General features: G+C 58.7%; 14 protein-coding genes. 7 read left to right on the top strand and 7 right to left on the bottom strand.

Features of this window, described 5'->3' with window-relative positions; all coding sequences use genetic code 11:
* Position 1 precedes the first annotated feature (1 nt).
* Positions 2 to 3907, bottom strand: coding sequence for a methionine synthase (gene metH, locus ABIT76_04045; protein MEO7932313.1), 3906 nt, complete (start codon positions 3905 to 3907; stop codon positions 2 to 4).
* 50 nt (positions 3908 to 3957) lie between these two features.
* Positions 3958 to 4998 (bottom strand): glycosyltransferase family 4 protein, encoded by a 1041-nt coding sequence (locus tag ABIT76_04040; GenBank protein MEO7932312.1) that lies wholly within the window; start codon positions 4996 to 4998, stop codon positions 3958 to 3960.
* A gap of 81 nt (positions 4999 to 5079) precedes the next feature.
* Here ABIT76_04040 and ABIT76_04035 point away from each other — a divergent pair, with 81 nt between their 5' ends.
* From ABIT76_04035 to ABIT76_04025, 3 genes are read left to right on the top strand one after another with little or no spacing between them, the layout of a single operon-like run.
* Entirely contained in the window at positions 5080 to 6258 is a 1179-nt protein-coding gene (locus ABIT76_04035; GenBank protein ID MEO7932311.1) for a glycosyltransferase family 4 protein, read from the top strand.
* Positions 6255 to 7235 carry a glycosyltransferase family 9 protein gene (locus tag ABIT76_04030; protein MEO7932310.1) on the top strand — a complete coding sequence of 327 codons (981 nt, stop codon included), beginning with the start codon at positions 6255 to 6257 and terminating at the stop codon, positions 7233 to 7235. Before ABIT76_04035 ends, ABIT76_04030 begins: the two co-directional genes overlap by 4 nt.
* Positions 7236 to 7242: 7 nt before the next feature.
* Positions 7243 to 9198, top strand: coding sequence for an ABC transporter ATP-binding protein (locus ABIT76_04025; GenBank protein MEO7932309.1), 1956 nt, complete (start codon positions 7243 to 7245; stop codon positions 9196 to 9198).
* A gap of 132 nt (positions 9199 to 9330) precedes the next feature.
* Here ABIT76_04025 and ABIT76_04020 read toward each other — a convergent pair whose 3' ends face one another.
* Together ABIT76_04020 and ABIT76_04015 are read right to left on the bottom strand one after the other, a co-directional pair.
* Positions 9331 to 10626, bottom strand: a complete 1296-nt coding sequence (locus ABIT76_04020) for a DUF4159 domain-containing protein (protein ID MEO7932308.1) — start codon at positions 10624 to 10626, stop codon at positions 9331 to 9333.
* 108 nt (positions 10627 to 10734) lie between these two features.
* Positions 10735 to 11673 (bottom strand): HEAT repeat domain-containing protein, encoded by a 939-nt coding sequence (locus ABIT76_04015; GenBank protein MEO7932307.1) that lies wholly within the window; start codon positions 11671 to 11673, stop codon positions 10735 to 10737.
* Between the two features lie 94 nt (positions 11674 to 11767).
* On the opposite strand from ABIT76_04015, the gene ABIT76_04010 reads away from it, so the two are divergent.
* Positions 11768 to 12796 carry a polyprenyl synthetase family protein gene (locus ABIT76_04010; GenBank protein ID MEO7932306.1) on the top strand — a complete coding sequence of 343 codons (1029 nt, stop codon included), beginning with the start codon at positions 11768 to 11770 and terminating at the stop codon, positions 12794 to 12796.
* An 8-nt stretch (positions 12797 to 12804) separates the two neighbouring features.
* Here the strand turns inward: ABIT76_04010 and ABIT76_04005 are convergent, their stop codons facing one another.
* Positions 12805 to 12996, bottom strand: a complete 192-nt coding sequence (locus ABIT76_04005) for a hypothetical protein (protein ID MEO7932305.1) — start codon at positions 12994 to 12996, stop codon at positions 12805 to 12807.
* A gap of 157 nt (positions 12997 to 13153) precedes the next feature.
* Here ABIT76_04005 and ABIT76_04000 point away from each other — a divergent pair, with 157 nt between their 5' ends.
* From ABIT76_04000 to ABIT76_03990, 3 genes are read left to right on the top strand one after another with little or no spacing between them, the layout of a single operon-like run.
* A complete protein-coding gene (locus ABIT76_04000; GenBank protein ID MEO7932304.1) occupies positions 13154 to 13918 on the top strand; it encodes a MotA/TolQ/ExbB proton channel family protein in 765 nt (254 codons plus the stop codon).
* A gap of 18 nt (positions 13919 to 13936) precedes the next feature.
* Positions 13937 to 14353: a biopolymer transporter ExbD gene (locus tag ABIT76_03995; protein ID MEO7932303.1), complete on the top strand. Its 417-nt coding sequence runs from the start codon at positions 13937 to 13939 to the stop codon at positions 14351 to 14353.
* Position 14354: 1 nt separating this feature from the next.
* The gene (locus ABIT76_03990; protein ID MEO7932302.1) at positions 14355 to 16970 is read left to right on the top strand and encodes a tetratricopeptide repeat protein; all 2616 of its coding nucleotides are present in this window, start codon (positions 14355 to 14357) and stop codon (positions 16968 to 16970) included.
* 97 nt (positions 16971 to 17067) lie between these two features.
* Here the strand turns inward: ABIT76_03990 and ABIT76_03985 are convergent, their stop codons facing one another.
* Together ABIT76_03985 and ABIT76_03980 are read right to left on the bottom strand one after the other, a co-directional pair.
* The gene (locus tag ABIT76_03985; protein ID MEO7932301.1) at positions 17068 to 18330 is read right to left on the bottom strand and encodes a Glu/Leu/Phe/Val dehydrogenase; all 1263 of its coding nucleotides are present in this window, start codon (positions 18328 to 18330) and stop codon (positions 17068 to 17070) included.
* On the bottom strand, positions 18327 to 18824 hold the full coding sequence (locus ABIT76_03980; protein MEO7932300.1) for a peptidoglycan endopeptidase: 498 nt from the start codon (positions 18822 to 18824) through the stop codon (positions 18327 to 18329). Before ABIT76_03980 ends, ABIT76_03985 begins: the two co-directional genes overlap by 4 nt.
* Positions 18825 to 18904: the final 80 nt, after the last annotated feature.

Below are 18904 nucleotides of genomic sequence, written 5' to 3'. Positions count from 1 at the left end.
ATCAAGGATCGTAAGCAAGATTGGGTGAGAGCCAGCGCTCCACCCAATCTTTTTTTTGCCCTTTGCGCTCGGCGTAATCCGCGACTTGGTCGTCTTCGATTTTGCCCACGGCGAAATACTTGGCCTCCGGATGCGAAAAGTAGAGTCCGCTCACTGCGGCGCCGGGGTGCATCGCCATGCTTTCGGTGAGAATAACCCCCGCATTTTTAGGTGCCTGCAATAACTCAAACAAAGTCGTCTTCTCCGTGTGATCGGGGCAGGCGGGATAGCCCGGAGCCGGACGAATGCCTTGGTATTTTTCGCGAATGAGATCCTCGCTGGTCAGGTTCTCCGTCTTTCCAAAACCCCAATCGCGTCTCGCTTGCGCGTGGAGATATTCGGCAAACGCCTCCGCCAGACGATCGGCCAGAGCCTTGACTATGATCGCGTTGTAGTCGTCGAGCTCGGCCTTGTAGATGTCGGCAACTTCATCCGCGCCATGAATGGAAACGCCAAAGCCTCCGATGTAGTCCACTCCGTTTGGCGCGACGTAATCGGCCAGAGAATGATTTTTCTGACCTGCCGGCTTCTGCATTTGCTGACGCAGACAATGCAAGGTCGCCAAAGTTTCCAGTCGAGTTTCATCCGTATGGAGCACGATGTCCTCGCCGGTCGAGTTCGCGGGCCAGAAGCCGTAAACGGCACGCGCGGTGAAAAGTTTCTCCTTCACAATCCGCTTTAGAAGCTTCTGCGCGTCGGCGAAAAGCGTCTTGCATTCCTCGCCCACCACCGGGTCGTCGAAGATCGCCGGGTAACGCCCGCGCAATTCCCACGTGTGGAAAAATGGCGACCAATCGATGAACGGCACGAGGTCTTCCAGCGAGATCAGCCCATCGTGATGATGCGGCACGCCACAATCGCATCGTCCTCCTTCCGGCAAAAACTGCGGGTCGGTGCTCAGCACGCGCAGCCCGAGAAACGCTGGCTTCGGCGGCACATAATTTTTCCAGTCGAGTTCCAGTCGATTCTGTTTTGCCTGCGGCCAAGTGAGCGACTTGCGGTCCTTGCTCTTGTTCGCGTGCTCGCTGCGCAGCGTCTGATATTCGGCCAGCACGTTGGTTTTGTAAGCCGCCGATTGCTGGTCGTTGAGCAGACTGCTGACCACGCCGACCGCGCGAGAAGCGTCTAAAACATGGATCACGTTTCCTGGATAATGAGCCGCGATTTTCACCGCCGTGTGCGCCTTGCTCGTCGTCGCGCCACCGATCAAAAGCGGCTGCGTAAACCCCTGGCGCTGCATCTCTTGCGCGACATGAATCATCTCGTCCAGCGACGGCGTGATCAATCCGCTCAAGCCCACAATGTCCGCCCCGATCTCCTTCGCCTTTGCCAAAATCTGGTCGCAGGGCACCATCACGCCCATGTCGATCACCTCGTAATTGTTACAAGCCAGCACGACTCCGACGATGTTTTTGCCAATGTCGTGGACATCGCCCTTGACCGTGGCCATGAGCACTTTTCCTTGGGCGCGATCGCCCGGACGCTTCTCGGCTTCCATAAACGGCAGCAAATACGCCACGGCTTTTTTCATCACGCGGGCCGATTTCATTATTTGCGGGAGAAACATTTTCCCGGCTCCGAAGAGGTCGCCGACGATGCTCATTCCGGCCATGAGCGGACCTTCAATGATATGCAGCGGACGCTCGTATTTCCCGCGCGCCTCCTCCACATCGGCGTCGATAAATTCCACGATTCCCTTCACCAGCGCGTGACTCAGCCGGTCCTCGACGGGGCCGTTGCGCCATTCGCTGACCACCGCCTCTACCTTGCCCTTGGCCTTCACCGTTTCGGCAAAATTGACCAGCCGCTCGGTCGCATCGGGGCGGCGATTCAGGATCACGTCCTCGACGAGTTCCAGCAAATCGGCGGGAATGTCGCTGTAAACTTCCAGCATCCCGGCGTTGACGATTCCCATGTCGAGTCCGGCTCGAATCGCGTGGTAGAGAAACGCTGAATGCATCGCCTCGCGCACCGGATTGTTGCCGCGAAACGAGAACGAAATATTGGAAATGCCGCCGCTGATTCGCGCGTGGGGAAGGTTCGCCTTGATCCACCGACAGGTCTCAATGAAATCGACCGCGTAATTGTTGTGCTCCTCCAGCCCGGTCGCGACCGTTAGAATGTTTGGGTCAAAAATGATGTCTTCGGGCGGGAATCCGACCTTGTCCACGAGTAGCCTGTAACTTCGCTCACAAATTTCGATCTTCCGCGCAAACGAGTCCGCCTGACCCTGTTCGTCAAAGGCCATCACGACGGTCGCCGCCCCGTATCGGCGAATCAGACGAGCTGATTGGAGGAACTTTTCCTCGCCCTCTTTTAGCGAGATCGAGTTAACGATTCCCTTGCCCTGAATGCACTTCAACCCGGCCTCAATCACGCTCCATTTCGACGAATCGACCATCACCGGCACGCGCGCGATCTCGGGCTCGGTCATGATGTAATTGAGAAACTTCGTCATCGCCGCCGCGCCATCGAGCATCCCTTCGTCCATGTTGACGTCGATAATCTGCGCACCGTTTTCGACTTGATGACGCGCCACCGCGACGGCGTCTTCGTATTTCTCGTTGAGGATGAGTTTGGCAAACTTCGGGGAACCCGTGACGTTGGCGCGCTCGCCGATGTTCACGAAATTGGTCGAGCCATCAATGGTCAATGCGTCGATGCCGGACAAACGAAGTGGGCGAGGGGACTCTTCTCTCGGGAGCGCACGCGTCTCGCGTGCAGTCTCCGGCGTCTCGCCGGAGACATTTTCAGAGCTTCCCGGCGAGACGCCGGCAAGAACACGCGAGACGCGTGCGCTCCCGGGGATTTGCCTCGGAGCGATGCCCTTCACCGCAGTCGCGATTTTTTCGATATGCGGTGGAGTCGTCCCGCAGCAGCCGCCCACTATATTATAGAGGCCGGTGCGACCCCACTCGGCGAGTTGTGGCGCAAGGGATTCTGGCGTCTCGGGAAAGCCCGTCGGCAGCAATGGGTTCGGCAGGCCGGCATTCGGATAAACGCTCACATAAATCGGCGCCACGGCAGCCAATTCCTCAATCAGCGGCCTCATCTCCTCGGGTCCGAGCGCACAATTCATCCCGACGCTCAGCAGCGGCACGTGGGAAATCGAGTTCCAAAACGCCTCGACCGTCTGCCCCGTGACCCCACGCGTGCCGCCTTTTTGGATGAAGGTCACCGACGCCATCAGCGGGATCGCATTTTCCGCGTGCTTCGTGGTTCCAAACGGAACCGGACTTAGCCCTCGCTCATCCAAGATCTGCTGGATCGCAAAAAACGCCGCCTTGGCGTTCAACGTGTCGAAAATCGTTTCCACCAGCAGGATGTCCACGCCGCCATCGAGTAGCGCGCGAGTCTGCTCGCCATACGCGGCCACGAGTTCATCCCAATTCGTGCCGCGCGCCGAGGCGTCGTTCACGTCCGTCGAAATGGAACTCGTCTTCGTCGTCGGCCCGAGCGCGCCTGCCACAAAACACAGGCGACCGGGTTGCGCGGCCATCACAGCATCGGCGGCGCGGCGGGCGCATTGGGCACCGGCAAACGCCAGTTCGTAAGCCAGCGATTCCATTCCATAATCGGCCAGCGAAATGAACTGCCCGTTAAAGGTATTCGTCTCCGCGATGTCCGCTCCGGCCTCGAAATAACGCCGGTGAATCTCCTCAATGATCTGCGGCTGGGTGAGGTTGAGCAGCTCGTTGTTGCCTTTGACGAAGCGAATTTCCTTCCCATGTTGGTCCTTGCCAACCCAATTCTTAAACCGCTCGCCGCGAAATTGCTCCTCGGTCAGCCCGTATTGCTGAATGGTCGTCCCCATCGCGCCATCGATGATGACGACACGTTCTTGGAGAAGGTGGGCGAGTGGATGCATGGCGGAAATATGGACGATTTCATCGCGATTTCAAACAACGAATTAACGTATCATGATTCGATGATGCGTAGCGTTTCGGCGAAGTTGCGTTCGAGGGTGAAGCGACTTCCATGCGACTGGCGGATCGCTGTGTTTTGATCTGGCAGCCAGCGTTTTAAGGCGGCGGCCAAGGCGGAAACGTCGCCGGGAGACGTGACGGCAGTTCCATCCGACTCTGGATCGAGGATTTCGGAAACGCCGTTCGCGGTGGTCGTGATGATTGGCAATCCGGCGGCCAATGCTTCCAAAGTCGCATTGGAAAACGGATCATAAATCGTCGGCAAAATGAACGCGTCCGCTGCGTGCAGCACGTCGGCAACTTGATCGGTAGGCCCGAGAAAACGGACTTGCGGCGCGTGGAAACTTTCCGCGTGTCCTTTTCCGCTCACTAATAGAATGCAGCCCGCTTCACGCGCCGCAGCGATGGCGAAACGCAGGCCTTTGCGTTCCCAGCCCGAGCCGACGAAGACGGCGACGCGATCATTCGGCTGCAACTCGAATCGTTTCCGCAACGCTTCCCGACACTCCGACGGCACGGCCCATTTCAGCGGATCGATGCCGTTGCGGACGACTTCCACTCGAATGGAACTCCCGTAGTTTTCGGCGATTTCGCGGCGGACCATTTCGGAGTTTGCGATCACACAACGAGCGCCGGTGATGCTTTCTTTTTCCAGTCGCAGAAGTGCGCGATGCTTTGGATTGAACGCAAACGTGAGTCGGCGCAGAGGCGACTCAAACTCCGCCCGGCGCTTCAGCCAGGCCGCGTGCACGCCATCGCCGGCGCGGTAAAAGTCGCATTGCGAGACGCGTTCCAGGCTGAAAAGCACGTCGCATTTTTCCTTCGGACGCAGCGCGGCGAGTTGATCGGAGAAGGCGCGCGGCGATTTCCCCGCGACTCGAATCATTTCTCCAAACGCCCAATCCTGCCACTCGGGCGAGCAAAAAAAGACCGTCTCGTGTCCCGCCGCGAGCGCCGCCTGGGCGAAGCCGCGCAGGTAACTTTCCGCTCCGCCCGCCGGTGAATAGCCGCGACGGACGAGTCCTATGCGCATGGCAAAATGGAGCGGGGCTTGCTTAGGGTCACGTTTGACCTTAGAAAATGCGCGGGCTCCGACCAGCCCAAAAACAGGTAGATGCCCGATTTTCAGCCAAAAAACGTTTTTTACGCCACGAGCGCGCGGCTGGGCGGGGTCGGTCTGGACACCGTGGCGCTGGAAAGTGTCGCCGGTTTGTATGAGGCTGGCGTGCTCGGGAAGGCGCTCGCTTACGAAAACCGCCAGATGCGTGTGCCGGCCGACAAAATCCAGACGATGCGCGGCGCGCCAGTGAAATTGCTCTCGGGTCTGCGGCGCGACTATTACTATGGCGCGAAGAAACATTACGCCGACTGGGTGGCGAGCCGGACGCTGGCACGAGGGGAGTTTGATGCGTTTCACGGCTGGTCGGGCGACGCATTGCGGACGTTGCGCGTGGCGAAGGGGAGGGGAGTGCCATCGTTATTGGAGATTCCGACCTGGCATCGCAACAAGGGAAAAATCAAACCCGCCATTACCAAATCCGAGCGCGAACGCGACCGGGCCGCCTGGCCGCAAAGCTGGTTGAATCAGTTACTCATCACCCGCCAACACGTCATGGAGGAATACGAATTGGCCGACCTGATCCTCGTTTTATCCGAAAAAGCCGCCGAGACGTTTCTGGTCCAGGGCGTGCCGGAGGAGAAACTTTTTCGCTTCTCGCGCGGGGTCGATCCGGTGCGATTCGCGCCGCCCGAGCAGCGTCCGGAAAAGCTGCGCTTCCTCTTTGTCGGCGCACTGATCCAGCGGAAAGGCGTCCACGTTTTGCTGGAAGCTTGGAAAAAACTCGCGCTGCCGAACGCCGAACTCGTCCTCGTCGGCTCGCTCCATGCCGAGATCGAACCCTATCTCCAGCAGTTCAAAACGGACTCCGTGCGGCTCGCAGGATTCGCCGGCAGCGTGGAAGAAAGCTACCGCTCGGCGCACATCCACGTCTTCCCGTCCGAATGCGAGGGCAGCGCCAAAGTCACCTACGAAGCCGCCGCCTGCGGGCTGGCGCAAATCACCACGCGCGAGTCGGGCGATGTCGTGATCGACGGCTTGAATGGCCTCATCATTCCTCCAAACAACGTCGATGCGCTCGTCGCCGCGATGGGAAAACTGGCTGCCGACCCCGATCTCGTCGCCCGCATGGGAGCCGCCGGGCGCGAGCGCATTTTGGAGAATTTCACCTGGCGCCACTTCCGCCAGCGGCTTCTGGAAGCCCATCGCGTGGCCTGGCAGCGCGTCCACGGATGAAATCCATCGTCGCCATTCAGCTCAAGCGGATCGGGGATTTGATCCTCACGCTTCCTGCTTTGGAGGCACTCCGAAAAGCCTATCCGGCAGCGCGTATTTCACTCGTCATCGACGGCGACACCGCTGGACTCGCCCCCGCAATTCGCTGCGTGGACGAGGTGCTGGTTTACAAAAAGAACGCGCTCAACCTGCGGACTTTCAGTGCGCTGATCTTCGCCCGGCACGATGCCGCGCTCGATTTCACGGGGACAGATCGCTCGGCCTTGCTCACGTTGCTGACGCAGGCGACGAGGCGAGTTGCATTCCAATGGGCGGAGAAAAACGCTTTTCGCTCCCGTTCTTATACGCGATTCATCGACTCGCCGGTGCGCGACCAGCATACGGTCGATCATTATCTGGACCTCCTCGCTGGCGTCGATGTCGCTCCGGCTCCAGCGGAGTTGCATCTCGATCTGCCCGATTCCGCCCGGAGTCATGTCCTGGATTCAAGTTACATCGTTATTCACGCCGGAGCTGCGCGGGCGGAGAAATACTGGCAACCCGAGAGATGGGCGGCGGTGATCGATTATTGCCAGAATGAAATGAAACTCCCTTGTGTTTTGATTGGTGGCCGCTCGGAAATGGAGCAGCAGGCGATCCGCGAGATTCGCGAAAAAACTGAGTCGAGTTTCATCGATATGTCCGGGAAATTGAGCCTGCTCGAATCTGCGGCGCTAATCGCAGATGCCCAGCTTTTCATCGGCATCGACTCGGGCCCGAGTCATCTCGCCGCCGCTGCGCAGACGCCGCAGATCACGCTTTTCGGTTCGACCAACCCGTTTCACTGGCGGGCGCGCCATGCGAAGTCCATCGTATTGCAGGGCGGAAAGCCGAATCCGCTCACGATATTCGACTCCCATTCGACTCCGGGGGACCTCAATGCCTTATCGACGCAGGAAGTGATTCATGCGATAAATCTCCTCCTGCCAATTCCCTAAAAATAGCATGTCCGACCTCAAGAAACCGAAGGCCAAGAAACCGAAGCCCACTTTTGCCCAGACCCTCCGCTCCAGCGCGAAACCCGTTCGCCAGCTTCTGCCTTATCTGCGGCCTTATCGCGGACGCTTCATACTCGGTTTGCTCCTCGGCGCGGCGTTTGGTGTGGTCAATGGCCTCCTGCCCTTGGTCATGCGCGAAGTGATGACAATCGTGCCGGGCGGTAAGGGGCAAAAATCTGAAATGGTTGCGTCGGCCACTATTGCGCCACCGAAAGATAAACTTCCGAAAGGAAGCACGCTCTATGAAAAGGCCCGCACGGCCATGGTCAACAAATACGAAAAACTCAAGGTTAAGGACACTACCGGCCCGAAGATTGATTCGGCCCTGACTCTTTGCGCCGCCATCCCCTTCATTATGATTCTGCGGGGTCTGCTCTCGTATTTCTCCTCGTATTTTATGGCGTGGGTCAGTCTTCGCGTTCTCTCGGATTTGCGCGACGACGTTTACAAACACGTCATGAAACAATCGCTGGATTTCTTTCACAAAAACAAAAGTGGCGATCTCATTTCGCGTGTTTACAACGATCCGCGCATGGCGCAGATGGCGCTCTCGACGATCAGCAGCGACCTCGTGACGCAGCCTATCGCCATCCTCATGGCCGTGTCTGTGCTGGTCTTCATCGACTGGAAATTCACACTCATCAGCTTGTGTTTGTTCCCGCTTTGTCTGTTGCCGGTGTTGCATTACGGTCGGCGGGTGCGAAAGGGTGGTGGCACCGAGGAGGACAGCGCATCGGGCATGATGGTGATCCTGCAAGAGTCGTTTGCCGGCATCCGGGTGATCAAGTCGCTCGCTCGTGAACGACATCAAATCGAAAAATTCGCCGAAAGTAATCTCGAGCAATTTCATCAATCCTTCAGAATCCGCCAAACAGTCGAAGCGGTTGGCCCGATGGTCGAGTCTGTCTCGGCTATTGGTGCAGGCGTAACGATTTTTTACGTTTGGTATTCCGGCATTTCAGTGGCGACCTTCATCTCGATGCTGATGGGGCTTTTCCTGCTCTACGATCCGATGAAAAAGCTCAGCCGCATCCACGTCACGATGCAGCGCACCTTTGGCGCAACGGCGAAAATCTTCGACATTCTCGACTCCAAACCTCTCGTTCTTGATCGGCCTAATGCAGTCGCCATCAGCCATGCCAAGGGTCATTTGAGTTTTAATGATATTACGTTTGCCTATCGCAAGGACCGTAATGCTGTGGTCGATATCCAGTTTGATTTCGAGGCGGGGAAATACTACGCCTTGGTCGGCGAGAGCGGCGCGGGGAAGAGCACGATGATGGCTCTGATCCTTCGCTTTTACGAGCCGAACTCGGGTTTCATTCAACTCGACGGCCGCGACATTCGCGACATCACGCAGACGTCGTTGCGCGAGCAAATCGGCGTCGTCACGCAGGAGACATTTCTCTTCCACGACACCATCGCTAACAACATCCGCTACGGACGCTTCGAGGCCACGGACGAGGAAGTCATTCAGGCGGCGAAACTGGCGCACGCGGATGAGTTCATCATCGAGCAGCCCAATGGCTACCAGACCGTCATCGGCGACAAAGGCTGCATGATTTCCGGTGGCCAGCAGCAACGCCTCGCCATCGCCCGCGCCCTGCTGAAAAACGCCCCGATTCTCCTCCTCGACGAGGCCACGTCCGCGCTCGATTCCGAGTCCGAGCTGGCCATTCAGTCCGCGCTCGAATTGCTCGCCTCGGGCCGCACCGTTATCGCTATCGCGCACCGGCTTTCCACGATTTTGAAAGCCGACAAAATTATCGTCATGAAAGACGGACGCATCGCCGAAGTCGGTAGCCACGAGGAATTGCTCACCGAATCCACCATCTATCGCCGCCTCTACAACATTCAGTTCCGCAACAGCGACATGCCCGCCGATCTGGAGATGGCGAGCTGAGTCCGATTCCAATCTCGCATACGCAACGGGTTCATCAGGGAGAGATCAAACATCCCTTCCGCGATCGGACTTGGCTGCGGTTAGGCAGACAGGGCGGCCAGAAAGAATTTCCGGGTTACTGACCGCGTAGTTCTACAAAGTGCCGATGCTGCGGACCTTGCTCTCCCAGCGAGTCAGCAAATGGATGACGACATTGGTACCGAAGCGGAAAGAGTTTGCCAGTTTGTCGGGCTCCATGCCCCGAAAATAGTCGCCGCGATGATTCCAGAGGGTGATATTCAAGGCTACGTAGCGGTAGCCTTTATCGCGCCGGGTATCGACCTGCCAGCGAGAATCCATTCCGATTTGCCACATGTCGCCATAGTCGTTAGCGGTGTAAAGCACGGCGATCTCGCCATTGTATTTCAAGGCATAAACCGGCTCCTGATAGCCGTTGATGCCTGGCGGAACCGAGATGATTTCCTTGTAATAGCCCTTCGTAAAAATATCGTGATCCCTCGGCAGCGGCTCGAATTGCTTATCCAGATCGGGGATGACACGCTTCATTTCGCGGCGAAAGGCGATGTCGAAACGAGAACGCTGCCCAGGCAGGGAACTATCGCCCCACACGCACCCTCCGAGGCGTATGTAGCGCTGGAGATTCTCCACTTCCTTGTCCGTGAGCACGAAATCGCGATGGCCGGTAAAGAAGATGAAAGGCGGTTTGACGGTGAAAATCTTATCGCTGGCGAGATCGATGGCCTCGGGGTCGGGCGTGGCGTCGATCTTGTCCTGCGACTGTGTTTTCATGACGTAGAGCAGATTGGGAAGGCTGCCGCCGTAAATTCTGGTGCCGTCTCTCCAGACGGTCGAGGCCCAGTCGCCGCCGCTGTATTTCGCAACGTAAGCGGTGAATTTGAATTTCCGGTTCTTCAACGATCCGCCGCCTCCACCGCTGGCACCTTGGGACCAGCCGCCGGTAAAGGATGCAATCGCGGCCTTGGCTTCCTTGCTCAAGGCAGACGCATTCGCAGGCGAGGGCATGCTGGGGGCGACAGTCTCGATAGAGGTGATCGTGTTTGAGCGGGACGGGGCCATCGTCATCGTGGTCGGCATGGAAAAACTCGTGGCCGCCGAGGTAGCGGTAGTGATCGCCGTCAAACCAGCGGGAGCCGCTGCTGTTTGCGTGGGAGTCACATTGAATTGTGGCTTCGTCTGCTGTGGTTGCGCAGGCGGTGCGGGCGGGGCTGGATTCGGATCGGACGAGACAAATTGCCCGGCCTCGCTCGCGATCATGTCGGGTTCGTCCTTGATGTTGTCGAAAATAGCCTTGCCTCCGAAGAAGATCACCAGCAGCAGGTGAAACAGCAAAGAGGCGACGAAAAACTGCGATTTGCTGAGACGATACCAGAATTCTCGAAGCGCGTTATTTTGGGTGATGGCAGCCATGGGGGAAGATACTAGAAGTGGTGTAGCACGAAGGAAGAGCTTTTTCAGCAGTTTTTTTAGCTCTGTCTGTGATACGTCCGCTGCGGCTGCTTTCTTAGAAAAATATTTTCAACCAGCCCGGGTGCCGCCGCTGCGTTGCTGGAGATATTGCAGAAAGACTTCCTTCACCTGTGGATTCCGCTCGTTCTTCAACAACGCCTCCAGACGCGCCGGATCGGCGTGCAACCGGATCAGAGCCTGCGCCAGTTGCAGCCTCTCGGGGCCATCCTTGTCCTTGAGCAAATCGATCAGCGCAGGCACCGCCTCCGCTCGATGAATCTTTGCCAGCGCGAGGGCGGCGGCGGTCTTTTTGTGAATCTCATCCGAGTCCAGTGCATTCAAATAGAAGTCGGTTTGCGACGGATCGGCCAGGTCGAGCACCGCGTTGAGAATTTGCATCCGCGCATAATCATCCGGGTCGGCCACCACTCGAAACAACTGGCTCGTCACCGCCGGGTCTTTCGATTTCGCCAGCGCTGCTGCCGCCTCCGCGCGCACTTTCCAATAACCGTCGCGCAGACGGATCATCAGCAATTTCTTCGCGTCCGGCGCATTCAACTTCGCCAGGGCATGAACCGCCTCCGCGCGCACCTCGTCATTTTCATCCTCAGCCAGACCCTTCAACGCCGATAGTCCATCGGGCTCCCGCAACACACCCAGTAGGTAGGCCGTCTGCTGGCGAACCTGGGGCAGGCGACTTTGAGCCTGTTCGAGGAGAATAAACCTTCCGCCGCCCGCCGCATCGAGCCGGGCCTGGGTCTTGAGCACATCCTCGCGAGCCTGTGGATTCCCATTCCCGAGCAAAAGAATCAGCCGGTCCTCCAGCAGAACGATCTTGTTCGGGTCCTTTTCCAGTCCCCGGTTCACATCCTTCAGAGCCTGTTCGTAGTCGGCCGTCTTCAACATCTCCATCACCCGATAATGTGCCTCCGACGAAGGTGGCCTTTCGCAGCTCGTGGTCGTAAATACAAGAGATACGATCAATAAACGTGCGATTCTGGAGGACATGCCGGTAAAATTTAACCCTCGCTCCGGCAGACGACAATGACTCTTTCGCCCGCCCTGCGTTGACTTTCCCCGTCATCAACCCTAAATCAACTTCGTGAAAAATTTCACAACTCCACGCGCCCGCATCTCCGCCGCTTCCCGCGCCGGCCTCAAGCAAACCTTCGAGCTGATCAACCCGCATCTCTACACGGTCGATCAGCGCATCAAAGAGCAGGCCAAAGCCTTCGACCCCGCCATCGAGGGCTACGTCTCCTACGCGCTCGACAACGGCGGCAAACACCTGCGCCCCGCCCTCGCCATTCTTGCTGGGGGAGCCACCGGAAAAATCACCTCCGCCCACATCGATCTCGCCATTATTTTGGAACTCATCCACATGGCCACACTCGTCCACGACGACATCATCGACGGCGCGGACCGGCGGCGCGACCAACCCACGCCCAACGCCAAATGGGGCAACACCATCAGCGTTCTCCTCGGCGACTGCCTCTTCTCGCACGCGCTCAAACTCGCCACGAATTTCTCCAACACCGAGATCAGCCGCCGCATCGCCGACGCCGCAACCGAAGTCTGCTCGGGTGAAATCATCCAGACCCAGCGCCGCTTCGACCTCAAACTCAGCACCGCCGATTACTTCCGCATCATCGAAATGAAAACCGGCGCGCTCTTTGCCGCCGCCGCCGAACTCGGGGCCTTCATCAGCGAGGCCAGCCCCGCCAGCATCTCTGCGCTCAAGCAATACGGCATGAAAATCGGCACCGCCTACCAGGTCTATGACGACCTCCTCGACATCGTCGGAAACGAAAAGGAAGCCGGCAAAACCCTCGGCACCGACCTCCGCAAGGGCAAGCTCACGCTCCCGCTTCTCTACCTGCTGCAATCCACCCGTGGACAAGAAAACGAGCACCTCAGCACCCAGCTTCTGCGTGGCGAGGACGCCGACATCGACTCCATCATCGAGGCCGTTTACCGGCACGGCGCGCTCAAAGCCGCCGCCAAAGTCGCCCAGCGCATGGTCCGCGAGGCCAATGATGGACTCTCCGTCGTTCCTGAAAACCGCTACACCAGCGGGCTGAAAAGCGTCGGCAACTACGTCGATGAAATTATCGCCCCTTACGCGGAGTAAAATCGCCCTTACTCGGGCCGCCAGCCCTGCCGCAGAGCGGCCATCGACTCGCGGCTGATCCTCTGTGTTTGCTTCGTGGTTTCCCGGCTTTCAATGATCGATGCCTTTGCCCTGCGGATCACTTTTTGAGAATCAGCAATCATGCGAGCCGTGTCTTCCACAACGGAATCCTTGCCAGATATGTAGGGCGACTTCTCCATTACTGTTAGTGAACCTGATAAACAAACGCGCACAGTGGCCAGCCGGATGTATCAGGCCACTGTGGCGGCCCTGCACACGCGTCTGAGAGACAGGCTCTCTCCACAGAGGCTGGTGGTTGCAAGGCCCGGTGTCCTCTATTATAAGAGGGGCTTGCGCATGAAAATTCCCGCCTGCATTTTTGCGGCTTTCCTCACGTCGTCCAGCGTTTACGCTCAGGATGCCAGCGGCACGAAAAGCCTTTTCGACCTCGTGCGAACCGGCGGCTGGGTCATGATTCCCCTCGCGGCCGCCTCTATTTTAACCGTCACCCTCGTGCTGGTTTACCTCATCACCTTGCGGCGCGGGGCGGTCGTCAGCCGCGAATACATGGAAACCGCCGCCGCCCTTCTGCGGAAACGCGATTACCTCGGTCTGCTCGCCGTCTCGAATCGTCACAATGAAGCCATCGCCCGCATCGCCGGTCGGATGCTCGATTTTACCAACAACCACCCCACCGCGTCGCTGGAAGCCATCCGCGAAGTCGCGGAGACCGAGGGCGGACGCGTCGCCAATTCGTTGAGCCATCGCATCACTTATCTGGCCGACGTCGGGACTTTGGCTCCCATGCTGGGCCTGCTCGGCACCGTATCGGGCATCATTCAATCCTTCGGCGAACTAGGCAAAAAAGCGGGCGACGCCAGCCAGCCGATTCTCCTCGCGCAAGGCGTCGGGCAGGCGCTCGTGACCACCGCCGCCGGCATTCTCATCGGCATCGTGGCGATGACGTTTTATGCGTTCTTCCGGGGCAAGGTGCAAAATCTCATCTCCGATCTGGAGGGGGCCTCGACGCATTTGCTGACTCTTTTTGCGATCAGTTTCGACAAGAAAAGCCGCGAGACTGCGACCAGCCGCCGCTCGGTGCTGGACGACGACGAGTACTAAGATTTCGTTGGAACTCGCATGAATTTCCGCAGAACCCAGACGCTGCCCACGCCGACGTTTCAATTGGCACCGATGATCGATGTCCTGCTCGTGGTTCTTTGTTTTTTCATCCTTACGTGGAATTCCGCGCTGCACGAAAACGAACTGGATGTCCGCGTTCCCTCGGCCAAAAGCGCCAAGGAAGCGCAGCCGTATCTGGGCCAGGTCGTCATAAATATCCGCGGCGACGGCACGTTTGTAATGAATAAGAACCCGCTGAATCGCGACGAATTGCTCGCCCGCCTCAAGAAACTCTCCGGCCTGTATCCCGACCAGGCGGTGATCGTTCGTGGCGACGAAAAGGTGGAATACAAATACATCGCGACTGTCCTCGATATCTGCCGTGGTGCGGACATTTGGAATGTGGCTTTCGCGACGGCCAGCGAGAAGAAATAGAATGAGACGCCGTATTTTAGCCGTCGTGGTCCTCGGCACCTCCCCATTATTCGCCCAAGACCCGACTCCCGAGGTGCGCCAGGCCATTCCCTTGAGAACGCCGCCGCGCGCACAGCCGGTCAATCCCGCAGATGCCACTGAAACTCCCGTGGAAGTGCGTCGCGCCGAGCCGCTGAACCAGCCGACTCCCATTCCATTGGATGCGGGTCCGGCGGTGCTCGGGGCCAACTCGAATGCCTATCCCAAGGCGACTCCGAATCTGATCGTGCCGCCCAAGCCGATGTCGGCCCGTGAGGACGATCAAACTCCGGCCACGCCGCCCACGGTCGAGACGAATCAAGGCCGCGAAATCCGCATCGCGCCGTCGAATGGAGCCGGAGTCGGCAGCGCGGCGGCGGATTTATTGGAAGTCGCGAACGGCTTTTACTCACGGAAACTTTACGATCTGGCGGTGCCGGAGTACGAGAAATATCTCTCGAACTACCCCGGCGCACCGGGTCGTCAGTCGGCCATTTTCCGTCTCGGCGAATGCTATCGCGCCTTGGGAAATCCCGGAGTCGCCGTGGGTTATTACCAGAAATTGCTGACCGAGTTTGCCAGCGGAGAATTCCTCGGGGCCGCGTCGTATCGGCTGGCGGAAATTTATTACGGGCAGAAGCGTTTCGACGAGGCGATCACGCTCTATCGCAAGGCTGCCGCCAATGCGAAGAACGCCGATCTGACCCTTTCTGCCCGCTATTTCGAGGCGCGCGGGTTGGAGGAAACCGGTCGCCGCGCCGAGGCCCGGCTCGTTTTTCAGGACATCATTTCGATCAAGGAGCGGAATCCTTATAAAACTGCTGCCCGGCTCGCGCTCGCCCGTTACGCCGAGGAGACCGGCGCGAAGGAGGAGGCTCTTGGGCATTATGCGCAACTCGCCAATGAAACCGAGCGCAACGAATTGCGCGGCGAGGCATTGATTCATGCGGGCAGCCTTTCCGGCGCGCTCGGGAAACTGCCGCAGGCCAAGGCGTATTTTCAGAAAGCGATCGACGCGCCGGGCACGGGCAACTGGCGTCCGCTCGCGCGGCTGGGTTTGATGAAACTCAGCTACGACGCCGGCGATTACGCGGGTGCGGTGAGCATGTATGAATCCGGCGCCGCTAACCAGGGCGGGGTCGCTCCGGCGGATGTGATGATTCTCGCAGCAAACGCCTACCGGCAACTCAACCGCAACTCGGATGCGTCGGCGCTTTACGAGCAAGTCATCACCGGTTACCCCGATACGCCGGAGTCGCGCGAGGCGGGTTATCAGCGTTTGCTTGCGCTCGCCTCGGCGAACGATGCGGGGGTCATCACGGCGATCAACGATTATCTCAGCCAGAATCCGTCGGGCGAGCGTCCGGACAAGGCGCGCTTGTTGAAAGCGGAATATTTTTACAAAAACAAACGCTACCCCGAGGCGGCGAAGGTTTATCAGGATGTCGGAAAAATCCTCACCGACCGCAAACTCCAGGCCGAGTGCCTTTATCGGGCCGGCTGGTGCTATTCGCAGGCAAACGACTGGCCGAAAACCATCGACGCGATGGGTGAGTTCATCGAGGCATTTCCCCAGCACGAAAACGCCCCGAAAGCGCTGGTGCAACGCGGTTTCGCCTCGCTCAAGTTGCGGGCTTACACCGATGCGCTGCGCGATTTCGACAAGCTGATCCAGAACTACCCGAAGGCTCCCGAGCGTGAATTGGCCCTGACTCAAAAGGCGCTCGCCGAAGGTCAGCAGGATGACAACGTCGCCATGGCCGCCACCTTCCGTCAGCTTCTCAAGGAATATCCCAAGACCGAGTCGAAGGCGCAGGCCAGCTACTATATTGGCTGGGCGACTTTCGAGGCAAAAAACTTCGCCGACGCCATCGATCCACTAACCACGGCCCGCGATCTCGATCCGAAAAGTTACTTCGACGACGCCAGCGTTCGCATCATTCTCGCCAACTATTATCTGGAAAAACTCGAACCGCTTTCCCGCGAGATCGACTTCTACAAAGCGAAGGACGGCAAGCGCGGACTCCCCGGGGAAATCTATAGCTGGCTGGGCACGAAGTATTATCACGACGGCAATTTCGCCAAGGCCGCCCGCTATTTGGAACTCCACATTGCCAACATTCCGGGCGATCCCGACACGGAGATTTACTACCTTCTCGGCGACGCAGCCCGCCAGCAGCAGGACTGGGACAAGGCTCGCAAAAACCTCGATCTTTACCTCACCAAAGCCGACGGACCCGCCCTCAAGGCGCGCGGCCTGATCGCTTATTCCAAGCTCGAGCTCACCCAGAAAAACTTCGCTGCCGCCCGCACCCGTTGCAGCGACGCGCTCAATCTCCAGCCCGAGGGACGCCTCAATGCCGAGGGCCGAATGCAGGCCGGCGACATCGATTTCGCCGAGGGAAAATTCGAGAACGCCGCGAAAAACTACCTCAGCATCAGCGTGCTTTACGAGGACGCCGAACTGACTCCGCTCGCGCTGGAAAAAGCCGCTCTCTCTTACAGCAAATCGGGCAACACCGCCGAATCGCAGAAGGCGAATCTCGAGCTAAAAGACCGCTACCCCGACTACAAGCCGACTCTGGCGAAGCTAAAATAAGGTAGAACAAGCTTCCAGCTTGTGTCCTCGCTCTCGTTCCCAAACTCCGTTTGGGAACGCCTTGTCCCCGAAACTCCGTTTCCGTCTGGAGACATGGCTACGGAAACAGCCCGCGGTCGATCTTCGCTTTCGCGACGCGTTCGACTCCGATTGCCATCGCCGCCATGCGCTGGGTGATTTTCTGCTCGCGCGCCCGCTTCGTTACCTGCACGAAAGCGCCCTCTAGAATGCGAAACAACTTGTCCATCACCTCCGTCTCGTTCCAGAAAAACTGCTGGAGCCCCTGCACCCATTCGAAGTAGGAAACGATCACGCCGCCCGCGTTGCAAAGAATGTCCGGGATCACAAAAATCTCGGGCCGCTCCGCCAGCACCAAGTCCGCTTCGGGAGTCGTCGGGCCATTCGCCGCCTCGGCCAAAATCCGACAGCGAAGTCGCGGTGCATTCTCGCCGGTAATCACGCTGCTGACCGCCGCCGGAATCAACACATCGCACTCCAACTCCAGCATCACCGCCGGGTCCATCGCATCGGCCCCGGTGAAGCCGCGCAAGTCGCCCTTCGCCGCCACATGCGCATCCGCCGCCAGAATATCGATGCCATCCGCCTTGTGAAACGCCGCATAGGCATCGCTGATCCCGATCACTTTCATGCCCGCCTTCAAGGCCAGGGATTGAGCCGCCACCGCGCCCACATTGCCATAACCCTGCACCACCACCGTGCGATCCTGCGGCTCGAGTTTGAGCATATTCAGGGCGCGCTCCACCAGATACGCCACACCGCGCCCGGTCGATTCGCGGCGGCCCGACGTTCCGCCTATCGACACCGGTTTGCCCGTCACGATCTCCGGCACCGCGTGGCCCACATGCACCGAATACGTGTCCATAAACCACGCCATCACCTGCTCATTCGTCCCCATGTCGGGCCCAATAATGTCCGTGTGCGGCCCCACAAACGACGTCATCTCCTGCATGTAACGCCGCGAGAGCGCCTCGAGTTCCCTCACACTCAACTGCCTCGGGTCCACCGCCACGCCGCCCTTCGCGCCGCCATAGGGCAGGCCCGTCAACGCGCATTTCCAGCTCATCCACATCGAGAGCGCGGCCACCTCGCCGAGCGTCACCGACGGATGAAACCGCACGCCGCCCTTCGTGGGCCCGAGCGAGAGATGATGCTGACAGCGATACCCCTCAAACACCTCCGTGCGCCCGTCGTCCATATGAATCGGCAGGGTCACAATCAGACTCCGCTTCGGGTAAATCATCCGCGCCCGCGCCTCCGCGTCGAGATTCAGAAAATCGGCAATGATGCGAAACTGCTCCGCCGCCATGTCAAACGTGGGGTCTTGATAGATGTTTTTCATAAATCTTTCGGATGCCTCGCCGCGAAACCCTTCACCCCCTCCGTCACACGCACCGCCTCGCGCCAGCCGGGGCCGATGTTTTCATGGTCCGTCGTATCGAAACGCGCGTCGCCGATCACCAGAAACACATGACCCGGCCGCACAAACACCGTGATCCATTTCCCCGGCCCCGGCTCGCCGTATTCCAGGTAATCCCCCGACGCCCGCGCCTCCTCCAGCAGCCCGGCCCCATGCAACACATACGACACCGACCCCGAGCAATCGTAGCCATCGTCCTCCCACTCGCCGTGGCCGCCTGCGGGTTTGTAAGGTTTGCCCACGATCCGATTGGCCGCATCCACCGCCCGCTTCACCGCCTCCGGCGCGTCATCGATGAGCAGCGTCGCCTGACCTGTGACCACCGTCACCCGGGGCGTCAGAAACGTCTCCGCGAGCGCCGAACCAATCAAGATGATCGCCAAAAAACCACCAGCGAGTTGGAGGGGAATCATCATGCCTGCCGCCAATAGAACGCAATCCACGCCAGCCCGCATGGATTTTTGTTCCGGATGTGGCATCGGCAACTCATCAGGTG

This window comes from Chthoniobacterales bacterium (genome assembly GCA_039930045.1).
Classification (GTDB): Bacteria; Verrucomicrobiota; Verrucomicrobiia; order Chthoniobacterales; family DASVRZ01; genus DASVRZ01.
The sequence above is the reverse complement of the archived record's forward strand: the minus strand, read 5'-3'. Positions and strand labels throughout refer to the sequence as shown.

Coding starts and splice junctions, on each gene's coding strand:
- ABIT76_04020 (MEO7932308.1), bottom strand. CDS start 10,626: ATGGCTGCCATCACCCAAAATAACGCGCTTCGAGAATTCTGGTATCGT.
- ABIT76_03980 (MEO7932300.1), bottom strand. CDS start 18,824: ATGATGATTCCCCTCCAACTCGCTGGTGGTTTTTTGGCGATCATCTTG.
- ABIT76_04000 (MEO7932304.1), top strand. CDS start 13,154: ATGAAAATTCCCGCCTGCATTTTTGCGGCTTTCCTCACGTCGTCCAGC.
- ABIT76_03985 (MEO7932301.1), bottom strand. CDS start 18,330: ATGAAAAACATCTATCAAGACCCCACGTTTGACATGGCGGCGGAGCAG.
- ABIT76_03990 (MEO7932302.1), top strand. CDS start 14,355: ATGAGACGCCGTATTTTAGCCGTCGTGGTCCTCGGCACCTCCCCATTA.
- metH (MEO7932313.1), bottom strand. CDS start 3,907: ATGCATCCACTCGCCCACCTTCTCCAAGAACGTGTCGTCATCATCGAT.
- ABIT76_04035 (MEO7932311.1), top strand. CDS start 5,080: ATGCCCGATTTTCAGCCAAAAAACGTTTTTTACGCCACGAGCGCGCGG.
- ABIT76_04040 (MEO7932312.1), bottom strand. CDS start 4,998: ATGCGCATAGGACTCGTCCGTCGCGGCTATTCACCGGCGGGCGGAGCG.
- ABIT76_03995 (MEO7932303.1), top strand. CDS start 13,937: ATGAATTTCCGCAGAACCCAGACGCTGCCCACGCCGACGTTTCAATTG.
- ABIT76_04025 (MEO7932309.1), top strand. CDS start 7,243: ATGTCCGACCTCAAGAAACCGAAGGCCAAGAAACCGAAGCCCACTTTT.
- ABIT76_04030 (MEO7932310.1), top strand. CDS start 6,255: ATGAAATCCATCGTCGCCATTCAGCTCAAGCGGATCGGGGATTTGATC.
- ABIT76_04015 (MEO7932307.1), bottom strand. CDS start 11,673: ATGTCCTCCAGAATCGCACGTTTATTGATCGTATCTCTTGTATTTACG.
- ABIT76_04005 (MEO7932305.1), bottom strand. CDS start 12,996: ATGGAGAAGTCGCCCTACATATCTGGCAAGGATTCCGTTGTGGAAGAC.